General features: G+C 37.8%; 21 protein-coding genes. 9 read left to right on the forward strand and 12 right to left on the reverse strand.

Going from position 1 to position 18744, the window contains the following annotated elements; all coding sequences use genetic code 11:
- Positions 1 to 340: 340 nt before the first annotated feature.
- From HW423_RS05710 to HW423_RS05720, 3 genes are read right to left on the reverse strand one after another with little or no spacing between them, the layout of a single operon-like run.
- Positions 341 to 631: a DUF5960 family protein gene (locus HW423_RS05710; RefSeq protein ID WP_218930980.1), complete on the reverse strand. Its 291-nt coding sequence runs from the start codon at positions 629 to 631 to the stop codon at positions 341 to 343.
- Entirely contained in the window at positions 621 to 989 is a 369-nt protein-coding gene (locus tag HW423_RS05715) for a DUF2642 domain-containing protein (RefSeq protein ID WP_218930981.1), read from the reverse strand. Before HW423_RS05715 ends, HW423_RS05710 begins: the two co-directional genes overlap by 11 nt.
- Complete coding sequence (locus tag HW423_RS05720) at positions 986 to 2410, reverse strand: Y-family DNA polymerase (protein WP_218930982.1); 1425 nt, start codon at positions 2408 to 2410, stop codon at positions 986 to 988. Before HW423_RS05720 ends, HW423_RS05715 begins: the two co-directional genes overlap by 4 nt.
- 150 nt (positions 2411 to 2560) lie before the next feature.
- On the opposite strand from HW423_RS05720, the gene HW423_RS05725 reads away from it, so the two are divergent.
- On the forward strand, positions 2561 to 3112 hold the full coding sequence (locus HW423_RS05725) for a 3'-5' exonuclease (RefSeq protein WP_218930983.1): 552 nt from the start codon (positions 2561 to 2563) through the stop codon (positions 3110 to 3112).
- A 237-nt stretch (positions 3113 to 3349) separates the two neighbouring features.
- Positions 3350 to 3976 carry a TVP38/TMEM64 family protein gene (locus tag HW423_RS05730; RefSeq protein WP_218930984.1) on the forward strand — a complete coding sequence of 209 codons (627 nt, stop codon included), beginning with the start codon at positions 3350 to 3352 and terminating at the stop codon, positions 3974 to 3976.
- Positions 3977 to 4004: 28 nt separating this feature from the next.
- Here the strand turns inward: HW423_RS05730 and HW423_RS05735 are convergent, their stop codons facing one another.
- The 6 genes from HW423_RS05735 to thiW all read right to left on the reverse strand — a co-directional run bounded on the left by HW423_RS05735 (position 4005) and on the right by thiW (position 7661).
- Positions 4005 to 4457: a hypothetical protein gene (locus HW423_RS05735; RefSeq protein ID WP_218930985.1), complete on the reverse strand. Its 453-nt coding sequence runs from the start codon at positions 4455 to 4457 to the stop codon at positions 4005 to 4007.
- Between the two features lie 63 nt (positions 4458 to 4520).
- Entirely contained in the window at positions 4521 to 4766 is a 246-nt protein-coding gene (locus tag HW423_RS05740) for an ASCH domain-containing protein (protein ID WP_328803130.1), read from the reverse strand.
- 99 nt (positions 4767 to 4865) lie between these two features.
- On the reverse strand, positions 4866 to 5684 hold the full coding sequence (gene thiD / locus HW423_RS05745; RefSeq protein WP_218930986.1) for a bifunctional hydroxymethylpyrimidine kinase/phosphomethylpyrimidine kinase: 819 nt from the start codon (positions 5682 to 5684) through the stop codon (positions 4866 to 4868).
- 13 nt (positions 5685 to 5697) lie between these two features.
- A complete protein-coding gene (thiE, locus tag HW423_RS05750; protein WP_218930987.1) occupies positions 5698 to 6333 on the reverse strand; it encodes a thiamine phosphate synthase in 636 nt (211 codons plus the stop codon).
- A complete protein-coding gene (gene thiM / locus HW423_RS05755; protein ID WP_218930988.1) occupies positions 6323 to 7144 on the reverse strand; it encodes a hydroxyethylthiazole kinase in 822 nt (273 codons plus the stop codon). The genes thiE and thiM overlap by 11 nt, the downstream gene beginning before the upstream one ends.
- A complete protein-coding gene (gene thiW / locus HW423_RS05760; protein ID WP_218930989.1) occupies positions 7131 to 7661 on the reverse strand; it encodes an energy coupling factor transporter S component ThiW in 531 nt (176 codons plus the stop codon). The genes thiM and thiW overlap by 14 nt, the downstream gene beginning before the upstream one ends.
- Positions 7662 to 8069: 408 nt before the next feature.
- Between thiW and HW423_RS05765 the strand changes: the two genes are divergently transcribed.
- The 4 genes from HW423_RS05765 to HW423_RS05780 all read left to right on the forward strand — a co-directional run bounded on the left by HW423_RS05765 (position 8070) and on the right by HW423_RS05780 (position 11882).
- Positions 8070 to 9473: a LysM peptidoglycan-binding domain-containing protein gene (locus HW423_RS05765; RefSeq protein ID WP_218930990.1), complete on the forward strand. Its 1404-nt coding sequence runs from the start codon at positions 8070 to 8072 to the stop codon at positions 9471 to 9473.
- Between the two features lie 124 nt (positions 9474 to 9597).
- Positions 9598 to 10185 carry a chromate transporter gene (locus HW423_RS05770; RefSeq protein ID WP_218930991.1) on the forward strand — a complete coding sequence of 196 codons (588 nt, stop codon included), beginning with the start codon at positions 9598 to 9600 and terminating at the stop codon, positions 10183 to 10185.
- Entirely contained in the window at positions 10182 to 10748 is a 567-nt protein-coding gene (locus HW423_RS05775; RefSeq protein ID WP_138404743.1) for a chromate transporter, read from the forward strand. The genes HW423_RS05770 and HW423_RS05775 overlap by 4 nt, the downstream gene beginning before the upstream one ends.
- A 153-nt stretch (positions 10749 to 10901) precedes the next feature.
- The gene (locus tag HW423_RS05780; RefSeq protein ID WP_408014884.1) at positions 10902 to 11882 is read left to right on the forward strand and encodes an ROK family glucokinase; all 981 of its coding nucleotides are present in this window, start codon (positions 10902 to 10904) and stop codon (positions 11880 to 11882) included.
- Between the two features lie 109 nt (positions 11883 to 11991).
- On the opposite strand, the gene HW423_RS05785 is transcribed toward HW423_RS05780, so the two are convergent.
- Positions 11992 to 12621: a hypothetical protein gene (locus tag HW423_RS05785; protein ID WP_218930993.1), complete on the reverse strand. Its 630-nt coding sequence runs from the start codon at positions 12619 to 12621 to the stop codon at positions 11992 to 11994.
- Between the two features lie 236 nt (positions 12622 to 12857).
- Between HW423_RS05785 and HW423_RS05790 the strand changes: the two genes are divergently transcribed.
- Entirely contained in the window at positions 12858 to 13757 is a 900-nt protein-coding gene (locus HW423_RS05790) for an acetamidase/formamidase family protein (protein WP_218930994.1), read from the forward strand.
- Positions 13758 to 13802: 45 nt separating this feature from the next.
- On the opposite strand, the gene HW423_RS05795 is transcribed toward HW423_RS05790, so the two are convergent.
- Complete coding sequence (locus tag HW423_RS05795) at positions 13803 to 15500, reverse strand: aryl-sulfate sulfotransferase (protein ID WP_218930995.1); 1698 nt, start codon at positions 15498 to 15500, stop codon at positions 13803 to 13805.
- Positions 15501 to 15705: 205 nt separating this feature from the next.
- Here HW423_RS05795 and HW423_RS05800 point away from each other — a divergent pair, with 205 nt between their 5' ends.
- Together HW423_RS05800 and HW423_RS05805 are read left to right on the forward strand one after the other, a co-directional pair.
- Complete coding sequence (locus HW423_RS05800) at positions 15706 to 16248, forward strand: cysteine hydrolase family protein (RefSeq protein ID WP_218930996.1); 543 nt, start codon at positions 15706 to 15708, stop codon at positions 16246 to 16248.
- 23 nt (positions 16249 to 16271) lie between these two features.
- Complete coding sequence (locus tag HW423_RS05805) at positions 16272 to 17144, forward strand: helix-turn-helix domain-containing protein (protein WP_218930997.1); 873 nt, start codon at positions 16272 to 16274, stop codon at positions 17142 to 17144.
- A gap of 256 nt (positions 17145 to 17400) precedes the next feature.
- Here HW423_RS05805 and HW423_RS11395 read toward each other — a convergent pair whose 3' ends face one another.
- Positions 17401 to 18675 carry an LPXTG cell wall anchor domain-containing protein gene (locus HW423_RS11395; protein ID WP_218930998.1) on the reverse strand — a complete coding sequence of 425 codons (1275 nt, stop codon included), beginning with the start codon at positions 18673 to 18675 and terminating at the stop codon, positions 17401 to 17403.
- Between the last annotated feature and the right edge of the window lie 69 nt (positions 18676 to 18744).

An 18744-nucleotide genomic window follows, 5' to 3' on the forward strand; every position in this document is an offset into this window, starting at 1 on the left:
GTCTTCTAGAGGATATGATAACGTCCCAGAGAGTATTTTGGTAGTAACGCCATTTTCTTTTATTGTTTGAAACGCTTCATGAAATTCGATATTTGGGTCTTTAATTTCTAAGAAGTTTGCGATAAAATTATCAATAGCCATGTGAATTCTCCTAACTATATTTTTGTGTCGTAACTAAATTATAGTAGAATTCACTGGCTATTTCATTTTAGATGTAAAAAAAGATGTCAGTGAGATTTTCTCACCAACATCAAAAATTGTAGAACCCAAAGTATCAAGATAATAAGATACTTTGTCGCTTATATTTTTTATGAGAAGATGAGCTGCATTAAAGTGACATTTAAAAGGGTGATGTGTGTCGGATATATTCATAAATGCGGACTTGCGAATTGCTTTCTTGCATTTTCACTCTGAAGATAAAGTAATGATTTTTATTATCTTTTGCTTTCATGGCGGGGAGTTTAAAGTAATTGGTTTGCGACTCATTCATAGTAAAAAGAATGTCATCGACCATAAATGTTAAAGGGACGACCAAATTTGAATAAGCATTAAAATCTTGTTCAAATCGAATAAAATTCTCACTAAAATAATCGAATTGAACACTACTATTCTGAATATTTCTAGAATCCATCGTCCAATTCCTCCTCTAATTTGATTGATATGATGTGTTTAATAGATATAAAGTAGTGGGCATTCTCACTTTGCACGCCAACTTGATTTGCTTGTACGGAATCGATTTTCCCGCGTATTTCTTTAGACTTTTCGTCCTGTATGATTTGAAAAATACCAGATAGCTTTTGCAAGTATAATTGGTTGAGTAAGAGAAGTTTCTCTCCTAAAGGGAGCGATTGGCTAAAATCAATCGTCTCGGCTTCAGTTGTGAGCGCGGTGGTGTGTTCTGATAGGAAAAAGCCCATCCATTTAGCCATCTTCCGATCTTGGTAATTACGAGCAGAACGGTAAGGAAGATAGCTTCGATCAACTGTCATGCTAACCCATCCAAGCCACCAGCGCCACCTGCCGCATGGCCACCAATAAGTTGACTACGCGCTTTACTTCTGGAGTTTTCTTTCAGTACAGTTGCACGTTGCACCGACAAGAAGCCAAATCGTTCGCGAACATCATCAATTGTTTTTTCAAGAGTTTCTTCTTTCTCAACTTGTTCAAAATTATCAAATAAAGATATAAAAGCATATTTCTCATCAACAAAATTATTATAGCGAACAGCGATATTTCGAACGGCACCGCCATTATATTTTGAACGAAAAAGACTGATGACATGACCGATGAGCACTTTTGTATTTTGAGTGGGGTCGATTTTTCTTTGAACATGAATGGATGACCGTTCAGCAGTGTGAGAGAAGCCAATAGATATTGCCACACTGGTTGTCTTTTTATGAGCTTTACGCAAACGGATAGCTACTTGCTCAGCCATTTCGCTTAAGACGAGTTCGATGTCGGATTGCTTATAGTAATCCTTGTGCAGAACTTGCGAATTACCTAAACCTGTGGATTTGGCTTTATAAGGGTAACGCACATCACTTTCATCCACTCCGTTAGCATGAAACCAGAGTTGCAGACCAATAACGCCAAACTCTTGTTTGAGTAGTTCAGGGTTACTGTTAGCTAAATCTCTAATAGAGTAAATTTTCATCCGTTTAAGACGAATTGCTGTTCGCCGACCGATTCCCCAAAAGTCAGTGAGTTTTTTAATGTTCCAGACTTTCGTTTCAACATCTTCATAAGACCAATTAGCGCGCATATTAGGGTTATATTTTGCTTCATTGTCCAGAGCTAATTTAGCAAGAAGCGGATTCGCATTACTCATACCGACTGTTGAAAAAACACCGGTTGCTTTCCAGATTTCTCGTTGAATCTGTTCAGAAATTCCATCGAGTTTAGCACGGCGAGAGATATTTTTTTGCTTAGTAAAATAATCTAGCGAACGAGTTAGATCAATGAAACTTTCATCAATAGAGTAGGGCAGAATTTCCTCCTTAGGAGCATAATTTTGAAGAATGTCATGAATAATCATATTTTTCTCAATATACAAGCTCATTCTTGGAGGAACGATGAGTGTTTTTCGCGCCCAACTCTCAATAAAGCGAACATACTCTCGATTTGTAGGTAAATTTTGACGTTTGGCAACATAGTAATTGAATCGTCTTGTGTGAATATTAAAAGGTAAATCATAGCTTCTACCTACATTATCCTTTCCGAAAACTTTCTTAAATGTTGGTGAAGAGGCGAGGATCAAGCCGTTTGCATTATCTGCTCGACTCATCACACATAAAGAAGTATAGAGGGGGTGGAGGCCACGTTCCACGCACTCAACGCTGGCATAAAAGGATTTCATATCAATGAAAGCTATGTCAGATTTAGGCTCTTTATCATACTGAATGTTTCCCATTATAATCCTCCTTTTGATAAGACCTTGAGTCCATTATACGAACAAATGTTCGCATAAGCAAGTGGAATATTTTAAAACTTGCGACTTGACGAGAGGTAAGAAGTGTATATACTGATATGGAGATTAAGATTATAAGGAAGGGGTTATTCAATGGAATATGTTGCATTTGACTTTGAAACAGCCAACGGTCAGCGCTGGTCAGCTTGTTCACTTGGGGCAGTAAAAGTTGTTGACGGAATTATGGTTAGACAATTTTATGAATTAATTGATCCACTGACATCTTTTGCACCGAACAATATTCGCATTCACGGAATAACACCCGAACAAGTTCAAGGAAAACCGACGTATGATGAAGTGATTGGGCGATTTCAAGAATTCGTAGGAGAAGCACCAGTTGTGAGTCACACTCAATTTGACCGAGGTGTGATTCGATCAGCCAATGAAAAATTCAGTCTCCCAGAGTTAGGTATGAATTATTTTGACTCTTGTCAGCTGGCCCGTAATTTATGGCGCGGAAAGCTCTCAAGTTTTAGTTTAAAATCATTATGCCAGCAAATAAAATTTGAATTTAATCATCATAATGCTCTAGAAGATGCGCGAGCCGCTGCTTATGTCATCCACGCTTTAACGATGTACTCGAAGACGCAGACTGTTGAGGATTTGTTGAAAGCAGGAAATGTGAAGCAGTTTTATAGATTGTAGAAACGAAAACCCAACCTCCCGCCATCCATACCCGGATGGCCAATTTTTTGCCGAATTCACCCTAAAAATATCTAATGATTTATGATATGTTTATTATAGCGAAAAGAGAGCGTGACTCTCTTTTTTTATTGGGCGGATGATAAAACTTGGTCCTTTAGCCCTATGAAGTTTAGCTATAAATATAATACTGTAAAGTTAATAAAAGACGATTTGTTTCAATCAGAGAGGGTAGGTTTTATGGATATGGCACCACTGTCAAAAGATATTATGTTTTTCAAAAGAAATAAGCAAGTGTTAAAGTGGGTGGCCATTGTCGGAGCGGTGATTACGCTCATCATATTCGCCTATTTTTTCAAAATTGATTTATTTAATCATCCAGAAATTCTTCAAGAAAGACTCGAGAGAACTGGGTCATTCGCACCGATTGTCTTTTTCCTTTTATCTATCATCAATACCGTGTACCCAATCGTTCCCGGTGGGCTCGGGAGTGTGATTGCTTATGTCGCATTTGGGCCACTACTGGGCTTTATTTTGGCGTTTTCAGGGAGTTTGCTTGGGACATTGATATTATTTTGGTTGGCGAAACGCTTCGGACAGCCAATTTTATATGCTTTTTTAGATGAAAAATTAGTTGAAAAAGGCTTGAGTTATTTAGATAGAGGTTATTACATTGAGTGGATACTTGCGGTGGTGCTTGTAGTACCAGGATTGCCGGATGAGTTATTCATCATGATCAGTGGCTTAAGTGATTTGACTTACAAGCGAATGGTCATCATCCAATTGATATTTAAACCGGTCACGATGTTTTTATTTATGGCCGGGGTGCACAATTTCTTAGGTTTACTCTCAAATTTATTCTCATAAAAGAAGCCAGGCGAGTGCCTGGCTTCTTTTATGTACATGAAATTATTTGATGGACAGGGTCAAAATGTTCAATTGAAAAACGTAAACTGATAATCTCCTTTTCAAAAGAAAAATCAACAGTAAAATAATCATCCTCTTTTTCAATCTGACTCCCGATAACGTCGGTTAAAGTTTTACTTTTAGGAATGAAACCAGCGATGCCTCTTTTATTAGACTTATAATAGATAAAATCATTTGAAAGGCCTGACGTAAAAGGAATCGCAACAAAATTAATAGCGATTAAAATAAATAAGGCGTATTGAATAAACGTCTCGCCAAATTCGAATCCAACCTCTAGAAATACAATCGCAATAATCACAGGCGTTGCATAAAATAATCGCTGATGATTCTCGCGGATTTGTATCTGGCGAAAAGCATTGAATTGATGAAAAAGGGTGTAGCCCAAGAGGGCGATTAAAATTAAAATAATGATCGTTAACATGGAAAAGCAAACAACTCCTGTGTTTAGATATTCTAACAGAAAATATATAGGAGCTGAGCAAGGTTAAGCAAAATGATCAGGCAAACTAATTTCAATCCCAAGAACACCATAATGCGCTTGTTGCTCTAATGAATAATGAGCTTCCATATCTTCTGGAGAAGCAGCCTCCACATTATTAGAAGTATAGCCACATTCTAGTAAAGGAAAAGCCTGATATAGTTCCACGAAAGAAGGGAACGGATGTAAAGCAATCACATCCACCTGAATTGTTTGTGTTAAATCATTTGAGTACTCAAATAATTTGATCATCAATTTAAACGTGGCGACGCTTTTCATCATTTAGACGGAGTTCAATCGTTTTTTTGTCCCTGTGTAATCATATCAAAAGGCTCTGAGTTTAATTTCATCCTATGTAAGGTCTTGATTATTCATCTCACTGTATTTTGAATGGATATCAAAGCCGTGGTCTAAAGGCCCAGACCCTTTACCTAAATCAAGTCCCGCTCTTAATGCATCCGTTAAATAGGCTTTTGCGCGTTCAATAGAAGTAATTAAATCAAAATCTTTCGCTAAGTTAGAGGCGATAGCACTTGCTAGAGTACAACCTGTTCCATGGGCATTTGGATTATCCACGCGTTCGCTCTCGAACCAATGAACCTTTCCTTCATGATATAGAACATCATTGGCATCCGTTTGACGGTGTCCACCTTTACAAAGGACAGCACAATGGTAAGTATCGCCAATATGCTTTGCAGCTGCGACCATGTCGTCATGGGTTTTAATTTTAAGCCCAGATAATGCTTCAGCTTCCGCGATATTTGGTGTGAGAACAGTCGCGATAGGGAGTAATTCTTGTTTCAGCGTCTCCGTAGCGTCGGATTCCATCAAAGCAGAACCACTGGTTGCCACCATGACAGGATCTACTACGACTAAAGGCACGTCGTACTCATTTAATTTATCCGCAATGACTTTAATTAACGGCGCACTTGAGACCATTCCAATTTTAACCGCATCGGGGTAAATATCTGTGAACACAGCATCAAGCTGGGCAGCTAAAAATTCGGGCGTTGATTCTAAGACATCAGTGACACCTAAAGTATTTTGAGCAGTTAAAGCAGTAATCGCACTCATGCCATAAACCCCATGACTAATCATCGTCTTTAAGTCTGCTTGAATGCCAGCGCCTCCACTCGAATCGCTTCCGGCAATGGTTAATACAGTTTTCATACATGTTACCTCCTTAAAGTAAGTTTGAAACAGCTTCTTTTAAATTGTGTGCTGCTTCTTGAATATCATCTTGAGAAAAAATCGCGCTGATGGCGACAATACCTGCAATACCAGTATCTTGTAACTGAGAAACATTCGATAATGTAACGCCACCAATAGCAACAACGGGAATGTTTACGGATTGACAAATGGCTTTAAGTGTTTCAATTGAAACGGGCTCAGTATCAGTCTTTGTTTGAGTGGGAAACATAGCTCCAACGCCGATGTAATCAGCACCATGCTCTTGAGCGGCTAAAGCATGTTCAACCGTTCGGCAAGATACACCGAGTAACTTATTTGGGCCTAATTTTTCGCGGACTTGACTGGCTTGCATATCGTTTTGACCTACGTGAACGCCATCAGCATCAGCTTCAAGGGCAATATCAACGCGATCATTGATAATTAATGGGACATTGTAAGACTGACATAAAGGTTTTAATCGTTTAGCTTGTTCAAGAAACTCTGCTTCAGAAAGAGTCTTTTCTCGAAGCTGTAAAATCGTTGCGCCCCCCTCGAGAGCTTCTTTGACATGGTCTTCTAAGGTAGCACCATTTAACCAAGTTCGGTCTGTAATGGCATATAAGGTGAGTTGTTCAGGTTTAATTGTCATGTTTACGGCCTCCTGATTCATGAATCGTCACGGTATGTTGAATTTTGGTAATTTGTTCAATTTGACTAGCATAATCGAAGAGTTGTCTGTGTGCTTGACCCAAACCTGCGGAACTTTCTTTAACCAGTTTACCTATGACTTTCCAACTATAGGAAGCGCTAAGCGCAGCTGTTAGCGGGTCAGTCACATTGGATAGAGCGCCACATAGGACAGAAAGCATATCACCTGTTCCGGTAATTTTGGTGAGAATTGAGCTACCACCTTCGATTAAGTAAGAGTGAGTACCGTTGGTAACAAAGTCATCTTTTCCAGTCATCAAGACAACACAATCCAACTGTTGGGCTAAGACGACGGCATCTGATTGTCCATCATCAGAATGGGATTGAGCGAAACTATCAACGCCTCGTGCTTGGCTTTTAGACCCTAACAAACTTTGGACTTCTCCAACATTGGCTCTAATAATGGTTGGTTGAACTTCTTTTAAAAGTTGTGTGACTTTTTCTTTTCGATAAAGGCTCGCCCCAATGCCGACGGGATCGACAATCACAGGATGGGCATATTTATTTGCATATACGCCGGCTTTGGTACAAGTAGCGTATTTTGAATCATTGGGTGTGCCTAAGTTTAAAACTGTTGCTTGACTAATTCGGGTAATATCTTCCATCTCTTGGATGGCGCTCGCCATGATTGGGCTTGCCCCCACAGCAAGGAGTAAGTTAGCACAGTCATTGGCACTAACTAGATTACTAATCGTATGCACAAGTGGATTGGCTTCTCGAACTTTTCCCCATAAATGATTAATCTCTATCATTTGATCGGTCACTTCTTTCTAGCCAGGTGATGATATTATTTTGTTTAAGTATGTTAATGATTCCAACGGCAATGATTGTTCCAGTAACCGTGGAAATAAGAAAAGGAATTACGTAAGCGTAAAAGGCTAGCGTTCCAACACTTTCTCCTAAAAATAGAATCGCGAGTGGCCATGCGACAAGCCCACCTAGAATTCCGGTTCCAACTATTTCACCCAGGCTAGTGAGAAAAAGATTCTTTGTTTTGCTAAAGATGATGCCACATAAAAAGGCACCAATCATGCTTCCGGGAAAGGCCATAATCGTACCTAAACCGAATAAATTTCGTAATAGACTAGCAATAAAAGCGACAGCAACGCCATAACTAGGTCCTAAAAGCACTGCGCAAATCATATTAATAATATGTTGAATCGGTGACGCTCGCGAGCCTAGAATTGGGAAAGAAATTAAGCTCCCAATGACGGCTAGTCCAGATAGGATACCAGCTAAGACAAGTTTTTGTGTTTTTAATGTTTTCAAGTTCTCACTCCTCTAAATTAATTTAAATAGACAAAAAGGCAGAGATATCCAGTATAGGTCATCTCCGCTAATCGCTTTTAAGGCAAATTATGATCCCTACACTGCAAGCAGCCAGGTTCAGCGGGTCGAATATTACATTCCTCTCAGCTCTACTTTCAAAAGCTCCCCGTATTTTTAATGTTGTAATCTATGGAGTATTGTACAACAGTGTAAAGTTGGTTGCAAACGTATGCAAGCAAAAAGCTATTAGAATAGGGTCAATTGTTACAATCAAATGTACACGCAAATGTTATGTTACAGACAAAATACAGTTCATTTAAATGGCTGAAATGTCATTGGCTTCCAGAATTGACTATGCTAAAGTAATTCATGTCAGAAAAATAAATTAAAAAAAGGGTGAACTTATATATGAACTTTAAAAAGAAATTATGGCTTGGATCATCAATCTTAGCATTGATGTCACATGGCCCAATCGCAATGGCGATTGATTCAGATATTACATGGCAAGCTCGCCAGTTAGAAGAAGTGCTTGAAGAAATCGTTGTGACTGAAGAAAATGAATTATCTTATACAGTAAAATACGGAGATACATTGAGTGTCATTTCTGAAGCGATGAATATTGAATCACGTTATTTAGCAGAAATTAATAATATTGAAGATGTTGACTTAATCTTCCCTGAGACAGTTTTAACAGCTCAATATGATGCGAATGACCGCGCAAGCAACTTAACAGTTGATGCACCAAATGGAGATACTTTAGAAGTAAGTATTCCAGTCAACTTATCAGATATTCCAGAAGTAGAAGAAGTTGCTTCAGAAGCAATGCCTGAAGCTGAAACAGAAACAGAAGTTGTTGAAGAAGTTATTGTTCCTGAAGAAACAGTTTCAGAAACAGAAACGGAATCATCAGCAGGTGGTGCTGCACCATCAAATACAATTATTGAAGAAGTTCCAGCATGGGTAGAAGAAGAGCCAGCGGTAGAAGCGCTGGTTGAAGAAGCACCTGTTGAAACAGAAGTTGTTGAAGAAGCTCCAGTTGTCGAAGCGGCCGCTTATACAGAAGCACCAGCGACAGAAGTTCCAGCTGAAACGGCACCTGTTTACGAAGAACCTGTTTACGAAGAACCTGTTTACGAAGAACCTGTTTACGGAGAAGTACCAGTAGAAGAAGTACCAGTAGAAGAAGTACCAGTAGAAGAAGCTCCAATTGAGGAAGCGCCTATCGAAGCGGCTCCTGTAGAGGAAGTCCCAGTTGAGGCACCTGTTTATGAAGAGACAACTTACGAAACTGATTTAACTGTTGACGAAAACAGTCAAGCTTGGGAACCGGTAGAAGAAGAAACACCAGTAGTTGACGAACCAGTATACGAAGAACCTGTTTATGAAGAACCAGTCTATGAAGAGCCTGTTTACGAGGAGCCAGTATACGAAGAACCTGTTTATGAAGAACCAGCAACAGACCCGGCAGCTAACCCTGAAAACGTTGGCTTACAACCACATGCAGCAGCTTTTAAAGAAGAAGTTGCAGCAATCTATGGTATTGATTCATTCAGTCTTTACCGTCCAGGCGACGCACAAGATCACGGTGTAGGATTAGCCGTTGACTTTATGGTACCAGTTGGATCTCAAGTTGGAGACGACATTGCTAATTACTCAATCAATAATATGGCAGAAAATGATATCTCATACGTTATTTGGGAACAACAAATTTATGGAGATTGGAACCAACAATGGACAGCCATGGAAGACCGTGGAAGTATCACTGCAAACCATTATGACCATGTTCACGTTTCATTCAACCCAGCATACTAAGAATAAACTAAAGCTAGAGTGATTTATTCACTTTAGCTTTTTTTGTTGCCTAAAATCATTTAATTCACATTTTACTGTGTTTAAGCTAATATGAGAACTACAAAGATGATTGAAGGAGAATTATATGAAGATAAATGAAAATCAATCTAAGTGGCAAATTTTAAAGCAATTATTCTTATCAACATTAATGTTAAGTGGCTTTACCTTTGGGGGTGGCTATGTCATTATCACTCTAATGAAAAAAACGTTTGTAGATGATTATGGCTGGATCGATGAAGATGAGATGTTAGATTTAGTCGCGATTGCACAATCAGCTCCAGGTGCGATTGCCGTGAATGGAGCCATCGTTGTTGGTTATAAATTAGCTGGGATGCTTGGAGTATTAACCGCTGTAATCGCAACGATCATTCCTCCCTTTACTATTATTTCACTGATTGCTTTATTTTATGATGCTTTCCGGGAAAATACTTTCATCGCCTTAATGCTTGAAGGGATGCAAGCGGGTGTTGGTGCCGTAATCACAGCTGTGGTGATTGGAATGGGGCAACAAGTGACCAACACAAAAAGTCCACTCCTTATTGCAACGATGTTTATCGCCTTTATTGCTAATTATATTTTCAATGTCAATGTGATGTTAATTATTCTAGTGGCAGCTAGTATTGGATTAATTCAATTTTTCTTTAACCGCAATAAAGGAGGTATGACTCAATGATTTATTGGCAATTATTTGTCAGCTTTTTAAAAGTGGGTGCTTTCAGTTTTGGAGGAGGATACGCGGCTTTACCTTTAATTCAAGCAGAAATTGTTGACTCACATCAATGGCTGACTTTACAAGAATTCACAGATTTAATTACCATTTCTCAGATGACGCCGGGACCGATTGCGATTAACTCAGCTACCTTTGTGGGAACTCAAATTGCGGGTGTCTTTGGGGCAGTTGCTGCGACACTTGGTTCAGTTTTTCCCTCAGTTATATTGGTGACGATTTTGGCTTTTTTATATATGAAATACCGTCAGATGGATGTTTTACAATATGTGCTTAGAGCACTTCGTCCCGCAGTCGTCGCTATGATTGCAACGGCAGGTGTTTCAATTTTAGTGACATCTTTTTGGGGAACTGAAGTGATGGGCATTGAGACGATTAAAATCACAGCGGTTATCATCTTCGGAATCTGTCTTTTCTTACTTATGAAATGGAAAGTAGATCCAGTAAAAGTCATGTTACTTGCAGGTGTATTAAATGTGATTGCGTCAGTTATCATTGGAGCATTCTAGGTGGCAAAGCCAAATTTTTCAAAAAAAAAGTAATTATTCTTTTCTATAGAGTGGTTATTCAAGGAAATTTTGATACAATAATAAAGTAAGCATTATCATTCTAGAGAATTATTTAGTGAGTGAAATATATCAGTTAAAGATGGAGGAGTAATGATGACGACGAAAGATAAAATTATCGCAATTGACTTAGGGGGTACATCAGCAAAATTAGCTATTGTATCGACAAATGGAGAAATACTCCAAAAATGGTCGGTAAATACAGTAGTTTTAAATGGTGGAAAGGCAATTGTTCCGAATCTGATTGAATCAATACAAGAAAGAATGGATTTATATCAATTAACAACAGAAGACTTTTTAGGTATTGGTATGGGAAGTCCTGGAACGGTTAACCATATCGATTTAACAGTAATAGGCGCGTATAATTTAAACTGGGTAGAGACTCAAAATGTCGGAGAACAATTTAGCCAAGCCTTTAAATTACCATTCTACTTGGATAATGATGCTAATATTGCTGCTTTAGGTGAACAACGTCATGGATCAGGAGATAATGCATCCGATGTTGTGATGGTGACATTAGGAACGGGTGTAGGTGGCGGTATTATTGTTGATGGTCAAATCGTTCATGGAAATTCAGGAGCAGCAGGTGAAATCGGCCACATGACGATTGATAAAGATAGTGGTATTGCTTGTACTTGTGGAAAAATTGGCTGTTTAGAAGCTTTAGCTTCAGCAACAGGTTTGATGAATCTAACACGTGAGTATTCTGAAGAATATAGTGGAGACTCTGAAATCAAACAACGTATCGATAATGGCGATGAACTGACTGCCAAAGATATCTTTGAAGCCTCAGAACAACATGATATGTTTGCTAAACATGTAGTTGAACAGTTCGGAGAATATCTTGGCCTAGGATGTTCACATATTGTAAATATGTTGAACCCTTCAAAAATTATTTTAGGTGGAGGGGTAGCGCAAGCAGGAGAGTATCTACGTGAATTAGTCGCAAGACATTGCGATAACTATATCTTCCCAGCTCTTAAAGGAAAGACTGAAATTGTCATTGCTTCATTAGGTAATGACGCTGCACTTCTAGGAGCAGCTGAGTTAGTGAATGATGGTAAATTAGTCGGATAAAAATTGAATAACAAAAATAAGCCCTGATTTCCGTAGAAGTCAGGGCTTATTTTTACAGAAAAATGAATATAAGTGCATTAATAAAGTGTTTAAACACTTTAAACAATGATTATTTCTTGCCGAAAAGTTTTTGCCACCAAGTCAGGCTCTTTTCAAACTCAATGTCTTCAACAAGTTTTAATTGCTGTTGTTGCTGTTGTAATTGTAACTGTTGAGATTGATTTAATAATTGCGTTAATTTATCAATTTGTTCGTCTTTAGCTCTTAATTGATCGTGATACATTTCTAATTGCTCCTGGTTTACTTCAATTTGATCATCTAGACTATCAATCCACTCATATAGTAAATCCATCATTTCTTGACTTGTTTCTTTAGATAAAGAGTCTTGTTCTTCTTCTTCTGTTTCTGGGTTAGTTTCGTCAGTTTGCTCGGTTTGATCAGACTGCTTAGAATTAGTTTGATTAGCCTGTTCAGTTTGTTCAGATTCGTCCGATTCAACAGTTTCTGTATCAGTAACTACTTCCTCAACAGCTTTTTTTTCGACATCTTCAGCCGTAGGCGGGTTCATCAAGTCATGTATAGCTTGAGTAATTAATAACTGTGCACGTTCAGTTAAGTAATTAGTGCCATTTTGTTGAAGAATGAGACTATCATCAAGCTTCCGACTTTGGTAGGATACTTTACTTTTAGGAACACCCAACTTATCTGCTAATTGTTTGACAGTGATTAATTCACTCATGATTTTCTCTCCTTAGTGATATTCTTATATACTTAAGATTAAGACATAAATCGTTTAAAGGCAATGGTAAAAAGTAAATTATTTGATTAAGATGTTGGATTATTTAAGAATAAAGGTGTTTAAAGTGATAAAACTGTGTGGTTAATAATTATTCACTGTCACCACATGGTCTTTACTGTCATTTTGATTAGAGTCTGCTATGATATGGATAATAATTATTTTGAAAGGTGGAAAATATGAGAATTTCAAAAGACAATGTTATTTATAGTATGGATAAAGAGAATCAAGCCGTTGGAACTATTAGAAGCGGAGATCAAGTGATATTCGAAACGAAAGATTGCTTCTCTGATACAATTAAAACAGAATCAGATGTTATTAGTGAAATTGACTTTAATAAAGTAAACCCTGCTACGGGACCTTTATACATTGAAGGAGCACAGCCAGGGGATGTACTAAAAGTAACGATAAATGCGATTAAATTAAATAATCACGGTGTCGTTGTTTCAGCACCAGGTTTAAATAAACTGTTCACCAAAGGAATTGAGAAAGAACAAACAGTGATTTGCCCAATACACGAAGATAAAGGCACTTTTGAATTTCAAGGTGTTGAATTCCCACTAAATAAAATGATTGGTGTGATTGGAACAGCTAATGCTGATGAAGGCATTACAACTGGGACACCAGGACCACATGGTGGGAATATGGATAATACGATGATTGCGGAAGGGTCAGTCGTGTATTTACCAGTTTATACAGAAGGAGCCTTACTTGCGATTGGTGATATGCATGCCTCTATGGGTGATGGTGAAGTTTGGGGTTGTGGCGTTGAAGCAGGTGGTGAAGCGCATGTCACTGTTGAAGTCATGAAGGATTACCCCCATTCAGTTCCACTCGTTGAAACTGATGAAGCCTTTTACACATATGGCTATGGTAAAACTACTGATGAAGCCATTGTAATAGCAAATGACCATATGGTTGAATTCTTAATGAAAGAAGCGGGACTCACTTTTAACCAAGCTGGGATGTTAATGACGATTAAAGCAGACTTAACTGCTTGTCAAACGGTTAATCCGGACGCATCTATGCGTGTTGGAATACTAAAGGAATTCGTAGAATTAGCTAAAAACTTTAAATAAAAGCAAACAAAAACGGTCTCCTGTTTGAAAAGGAGACCGTTTATTTTATTGAAACCAGAAGTCAGTAAAGTTGTCTTTAAATGCTCTATACGCAAAGTTTCCACTCACGTAATGATATGAACGAATTAAGTTACCTTTTGAATCGTATTCGCTAAATACGTTAGCTTTACCACTGTTAATAGCATAGTTCCCGTTTGATAAGGGATCAACGTTACTTACAATTGACGAGTAAGGAACAGGAAATGATTGCACAAGTTCAAAGGTACCTTCACTTTCATCGATTAAATATTTATACATATAAGAAAGCTCATCAGGGTTAGGCTCAAAGTTGCGACTGTTATGTTCTTCAATGTGTCCCATATAATCTGGGCGTGTTAAGTAACGCCAGTAATTATTATTAAAGAATGTAACATAATATTCGCCATCACTTTGAATTGACGTTCTAGAAAGATTCAATGAATGCTGGCCACCGTGAAGCGGGAATGTTCCTTTTTGTGTTAATAGTAAGTTGCTGTAGTCCGTTCCCATCCAAACAGGTTCTGGCCCAATTAAGTAATCAACTTTTGGTTCATCATAAAGATTGCTAACTTTAATGATTGTTGAAGTCTCACGAGAACTTAACAGAACAGCGTCTTCGTCGACTTTTTCTATCGAATTAATGTGGATCCAATCTAAATCTGTGGCATCACCATCTTGATTATATGAAGGGGTCGTCACTTGCATATAGTCACCAAACACATCTTTTAAATCTAGTAACTCTTTGATCTGACCTGAATTCAAATCAAGCGATAAGATAATATCTTCTCGGCGAATCGACTTTCTATCGTTTAAAGAGGCAAGTATCAACACTTCATCCTCTTGTCCTATAATGAAATCATGATGCATGTTATAGCCAGGCATATCATAGTACTGTGTAATTTGACCCAAAGAATTCATGGCAATAAGTTGTGTACTCGTATTTGCCATAATAATATAATCCTCGTGGAATAATAAATTATCAAAGCGGTATGAATTTGTGTCAATTTCAGCTCTAAGAACGCCTTCATTATCAAAGAAATACGTAAAGCCATTAAATTGTGAAGTGCCTACTAAATAGAATAGTCCATCAGATAATTGTCTTGTGCTGTCCCCATCTTGAGTTGATAAGTAACTTGGATAGAAAGAAGATGTTTTAGGCATCTGAATGTTAAAAGATAATGTATCAATCACCTCGTTCGAATTATCCACCAATTCTAATTCGATATGATTATCAACACCGGGTACGAGGCCAATAATTTGCGATTCAAACGAGTCAGAATCCTCACTCGCATTTTTTAAAGATCTTTGGAAGATATGGTCTTTCTTATTCCCTTCAGTTGTTATTGTATAATTAACGCCGATATCTTCATTATCATAACCAAAATTAATATACAGACCATTTGTGACTGTGCCGTATGGGTTTAAGATAAGGAGAGGGTCTTCAAATGAATAATTATGGATAGTTGCTAATTTTTGAACTGCAGAAGCATACTGATCTTGTATTTCCGGGTGTGTATGATTAAAATTTCGGGCGATAAATTCCGATTCAGGTAAGACAAAATCATAGACCGTAGATGTACTACCCTGATAAAGTCGAATATCAATATCCTCGAAACCATCATCACTTTCAGAGAAGATTGTGACAGGTGTCAAAACAAAAAGAAAAAAAGAAAAGAGTATTAGAATTCTTGTGAGGGAATCACAAGAAAGAGTTTTAAAGCGCATGAAAACCTCCTGTTTAATTATGAATAGCAACGAATATCTTATTATCTCTATGTTATCATGTAAGAAAAATATTGAAAATAGGAAATGAAAACTTTTACTTAGAACAAAGAGATAGCATTAACGATTATGGATACGAAAGGTTATATACTTTTAAATTTGAGCTGGAGTATGAGATAATAAAGAAAAAGCGAAGGAGCCGTATAATATGACTAAAGAGGCATTAATAATTGTAGATATGAGTTATGATTTTGTTGCTGATGACGGAGGATTGACTGTAGGGAAGCCAGGTCAAGAAATTGTACCTTATATCAGAAACTTAGCGGATGATTTTTTAAGCGCTAACAAACAAGTTGTAGTTGCGATGGATGCTCACGAACCAAATGATCCTCACTTTGACCTGTGGCCAGTGCATAATGTGGTAAATACACCGGGACAGGAATTGTATGGAGAGTTAAAAGATTGGTTCCAGGCGAATCAAGAACATAAGAATGTTCATTACTTTCCTAAACAAAATTATAATTCATTTTTTGAAACGGAATTAGCAGAAACCTTGCGTAATTTAGATGTTGATACGGTACATGTAGTCGGAGTTACGACTGATATTTGTGTATTCCAAACAATTGGAGGAGCAGATGCTGAAGGCTTTAAAACACTGACACATCGCCGCGGTGTAGCAACATTCACTGATTTAGGCGAAGTGATGCTAGAGCATATGACACGTTGCTTTCATACAGAAGTTATTGACTAAGGTAAGTAAGGGAGACATATACAATGCTTGAACGAGAAAGAATGGGAAATTTTTTACTGGAATTACGTCGGGACAAAGGATTGTCGACCACTGAAGTGGCAGAAGCAATTAATGTGAGTGAAGAAGATTTAGTCAAATGGGAAGATGGTAGTAAATTACCAGAGATGGACCAAGTTCAGCCAGTAGCAGATTTCTATGGCGTCACAGTCAATGAATTATTACGTGGCGAACGTTATTCACTCGATGAATCAGCACCTTCAGAACATGATGTCACTCAAAACGTCTTAGAGTATGCGAATAATAATATGAGTGAACAGTTTAAACACACTCGAAGGGAGTGGTTAATCGCGATTACCGGAGTCTTAGCATTTGTTATCGTGGCATGTTTAATCATTGATTTTCTTAGTGTTAACACGATTACTTGGTCAGGTATTGCATCGGTTTCAATAGTTTTTGCTTGGGGAATTATACTTCCTTTATTCTTCCGTTTAACCACCCCAATCATGTCTAGTTTAATCGCTTTTAGTGTGTTGATTATTCCATATTTATTCTTATTAAACTTAGTGATCAGTGCGAATAATATACTGGTGAATGTAGCTATTCCAATTACTCTCGTCACTCTAATCTATCTTTGGGCGTTATACTTTATTTATACAAGAATGCATTTATCTTCATGGCGTTACTTGGCAGTTGCAGCCTTTGGTTTAGTACCGGTTGTGATTATAATTAATTTAGTCATCAGTATGCAGTTTAATATCCCATTATTTACCGTTTGGAATGTCTTAGGCGTGTTAATATTAATCGGTATAGGCGTTGGTTTAGTTTATTTTGAAAGAGAAAAAATGAAAAAAGAGTCTGACGAATCAATTGGAGACACCTCATCTGAGATTAAATAATTTTGAACTAAAAAAGGGCTGATGACAAAAAATGAAATGTCATCAACCCTATTTTTGTGTCTTCTAAAAGACGCAGATATTCGTTATATTTAAAGTACCATCCAAAAACATAAGGAGAATATCTACGCAGGAACCATATTACACGAAAAACTTTGAAATTTTAAGCCTCAACTATATGAAGGTTGCAGGGGACAAAGAAGAGCCTGCGAACATGATGTCCGCAGGCTCTTTTTCTAATGGTTATTTATATACAAGATTAACTACGTTTTCTACGGTAAAGTAGAAGTCCACCAACGGCTAGTAAACCGATAGCAACAACAGTAATAATCATTGTATTACTTTCACCAGTTGTTGGTAAGATGTCGTCATCTTGGTCTACAATGACGTTTCCATCGTCATCCGATTCATCATCTGACTCATCTGAACCATTTGATTCGTCGTCAGATTCATCATCGCTAGATTCGTCAGAACTTTCTGATTCATCGGACTCGTCGCTAGATTCATCACTTGATTCGTCACTTGACTCATCAGAACTCTCAGAACCGCCACCACCATTTTCATCCGATTCGATTAATCTAAATGCACCATATATTGCAGAACTACTACCTAGATTCTCTTCGTTTAATTCTATTGTATAAACGTCATCTTCATCAGTAGCGACTGCATATTGATTTGTCGTGTCATTAATTTCAGAGACAGTACCTTCTGGCGTGTCTAAAGTAATTGTATAAGTACCTTCAGTTAATTCTTCATTCGTTAACCACTGTAAGTACTCGTTATATTCACCTTCAAATACAACACCATCATCATTCGTCACAGTAATTCCTGCTTCATCTGTTCTAGTACCATTTAATCCACGCACTTCCACACCTAAAGTAAATGTTGCAGGGATTGGAGCCGGAGCTTCAACTAAGTTAAATGCACCGTATACTGCAGAACTACTACCTAGATTCTCTTCGTTTAATTCTATTGTATAAACATCATCTTCATCAGTAGCGACTGCATATTGGTTTGTCGTGTCATTAATTTCAGAGACAGTACCCTCTGGCGTGTCTAAAGTGATTGTATAAGTACCTTCAGTTAATTCTTCATTCGTTAACCACTGTAAGTACTCGTTATACTCCCCTTCAAATACAACACCATCATCATCCGTCACAGTAATTCCTGCTTCATCGGTTCTAGTACCATCTAATCCGCGCACTTCCACACCTAATTGGTATGTTACAGCTGGAGCTTCAACTAAGTTAAACGCGCCGTAAATGGTTGAGCTACTACCTAAGTTCTCTTCGTTTAAAATGATATTATAAACATTGGTTTCATCAGAAGGGATTGCAAATTGATTCGTAGTGTCATTGATAGTTGAAACAGTACCTTCTGGAGTATCTAAAGTGATTGAATACTGACCAGCAAGTAATTCTTCAGTTGTTAGCCACTGTAGATATTCGTTATAAGCACCTTCAAATGTAACGCCATCAACATCTGCGACAGTAATTCCCACATCATCGGTTCTAGTGCCGTCTAATCCACGCACTTCCACACCTAATTGATATGTTTCAGCCGGAGCTTCAACTAAATTAAATGCAGCATAAATGGCTGAGCT

It is taken from the genome of Ruoffia halotolerans (assembly GCF_014049385.1).
GTDB lineage: Bacteria > Bacillota > Bacilli > Lactobacillales > Aerococcaceae > Ruoffia > Ruoffia halotolerans.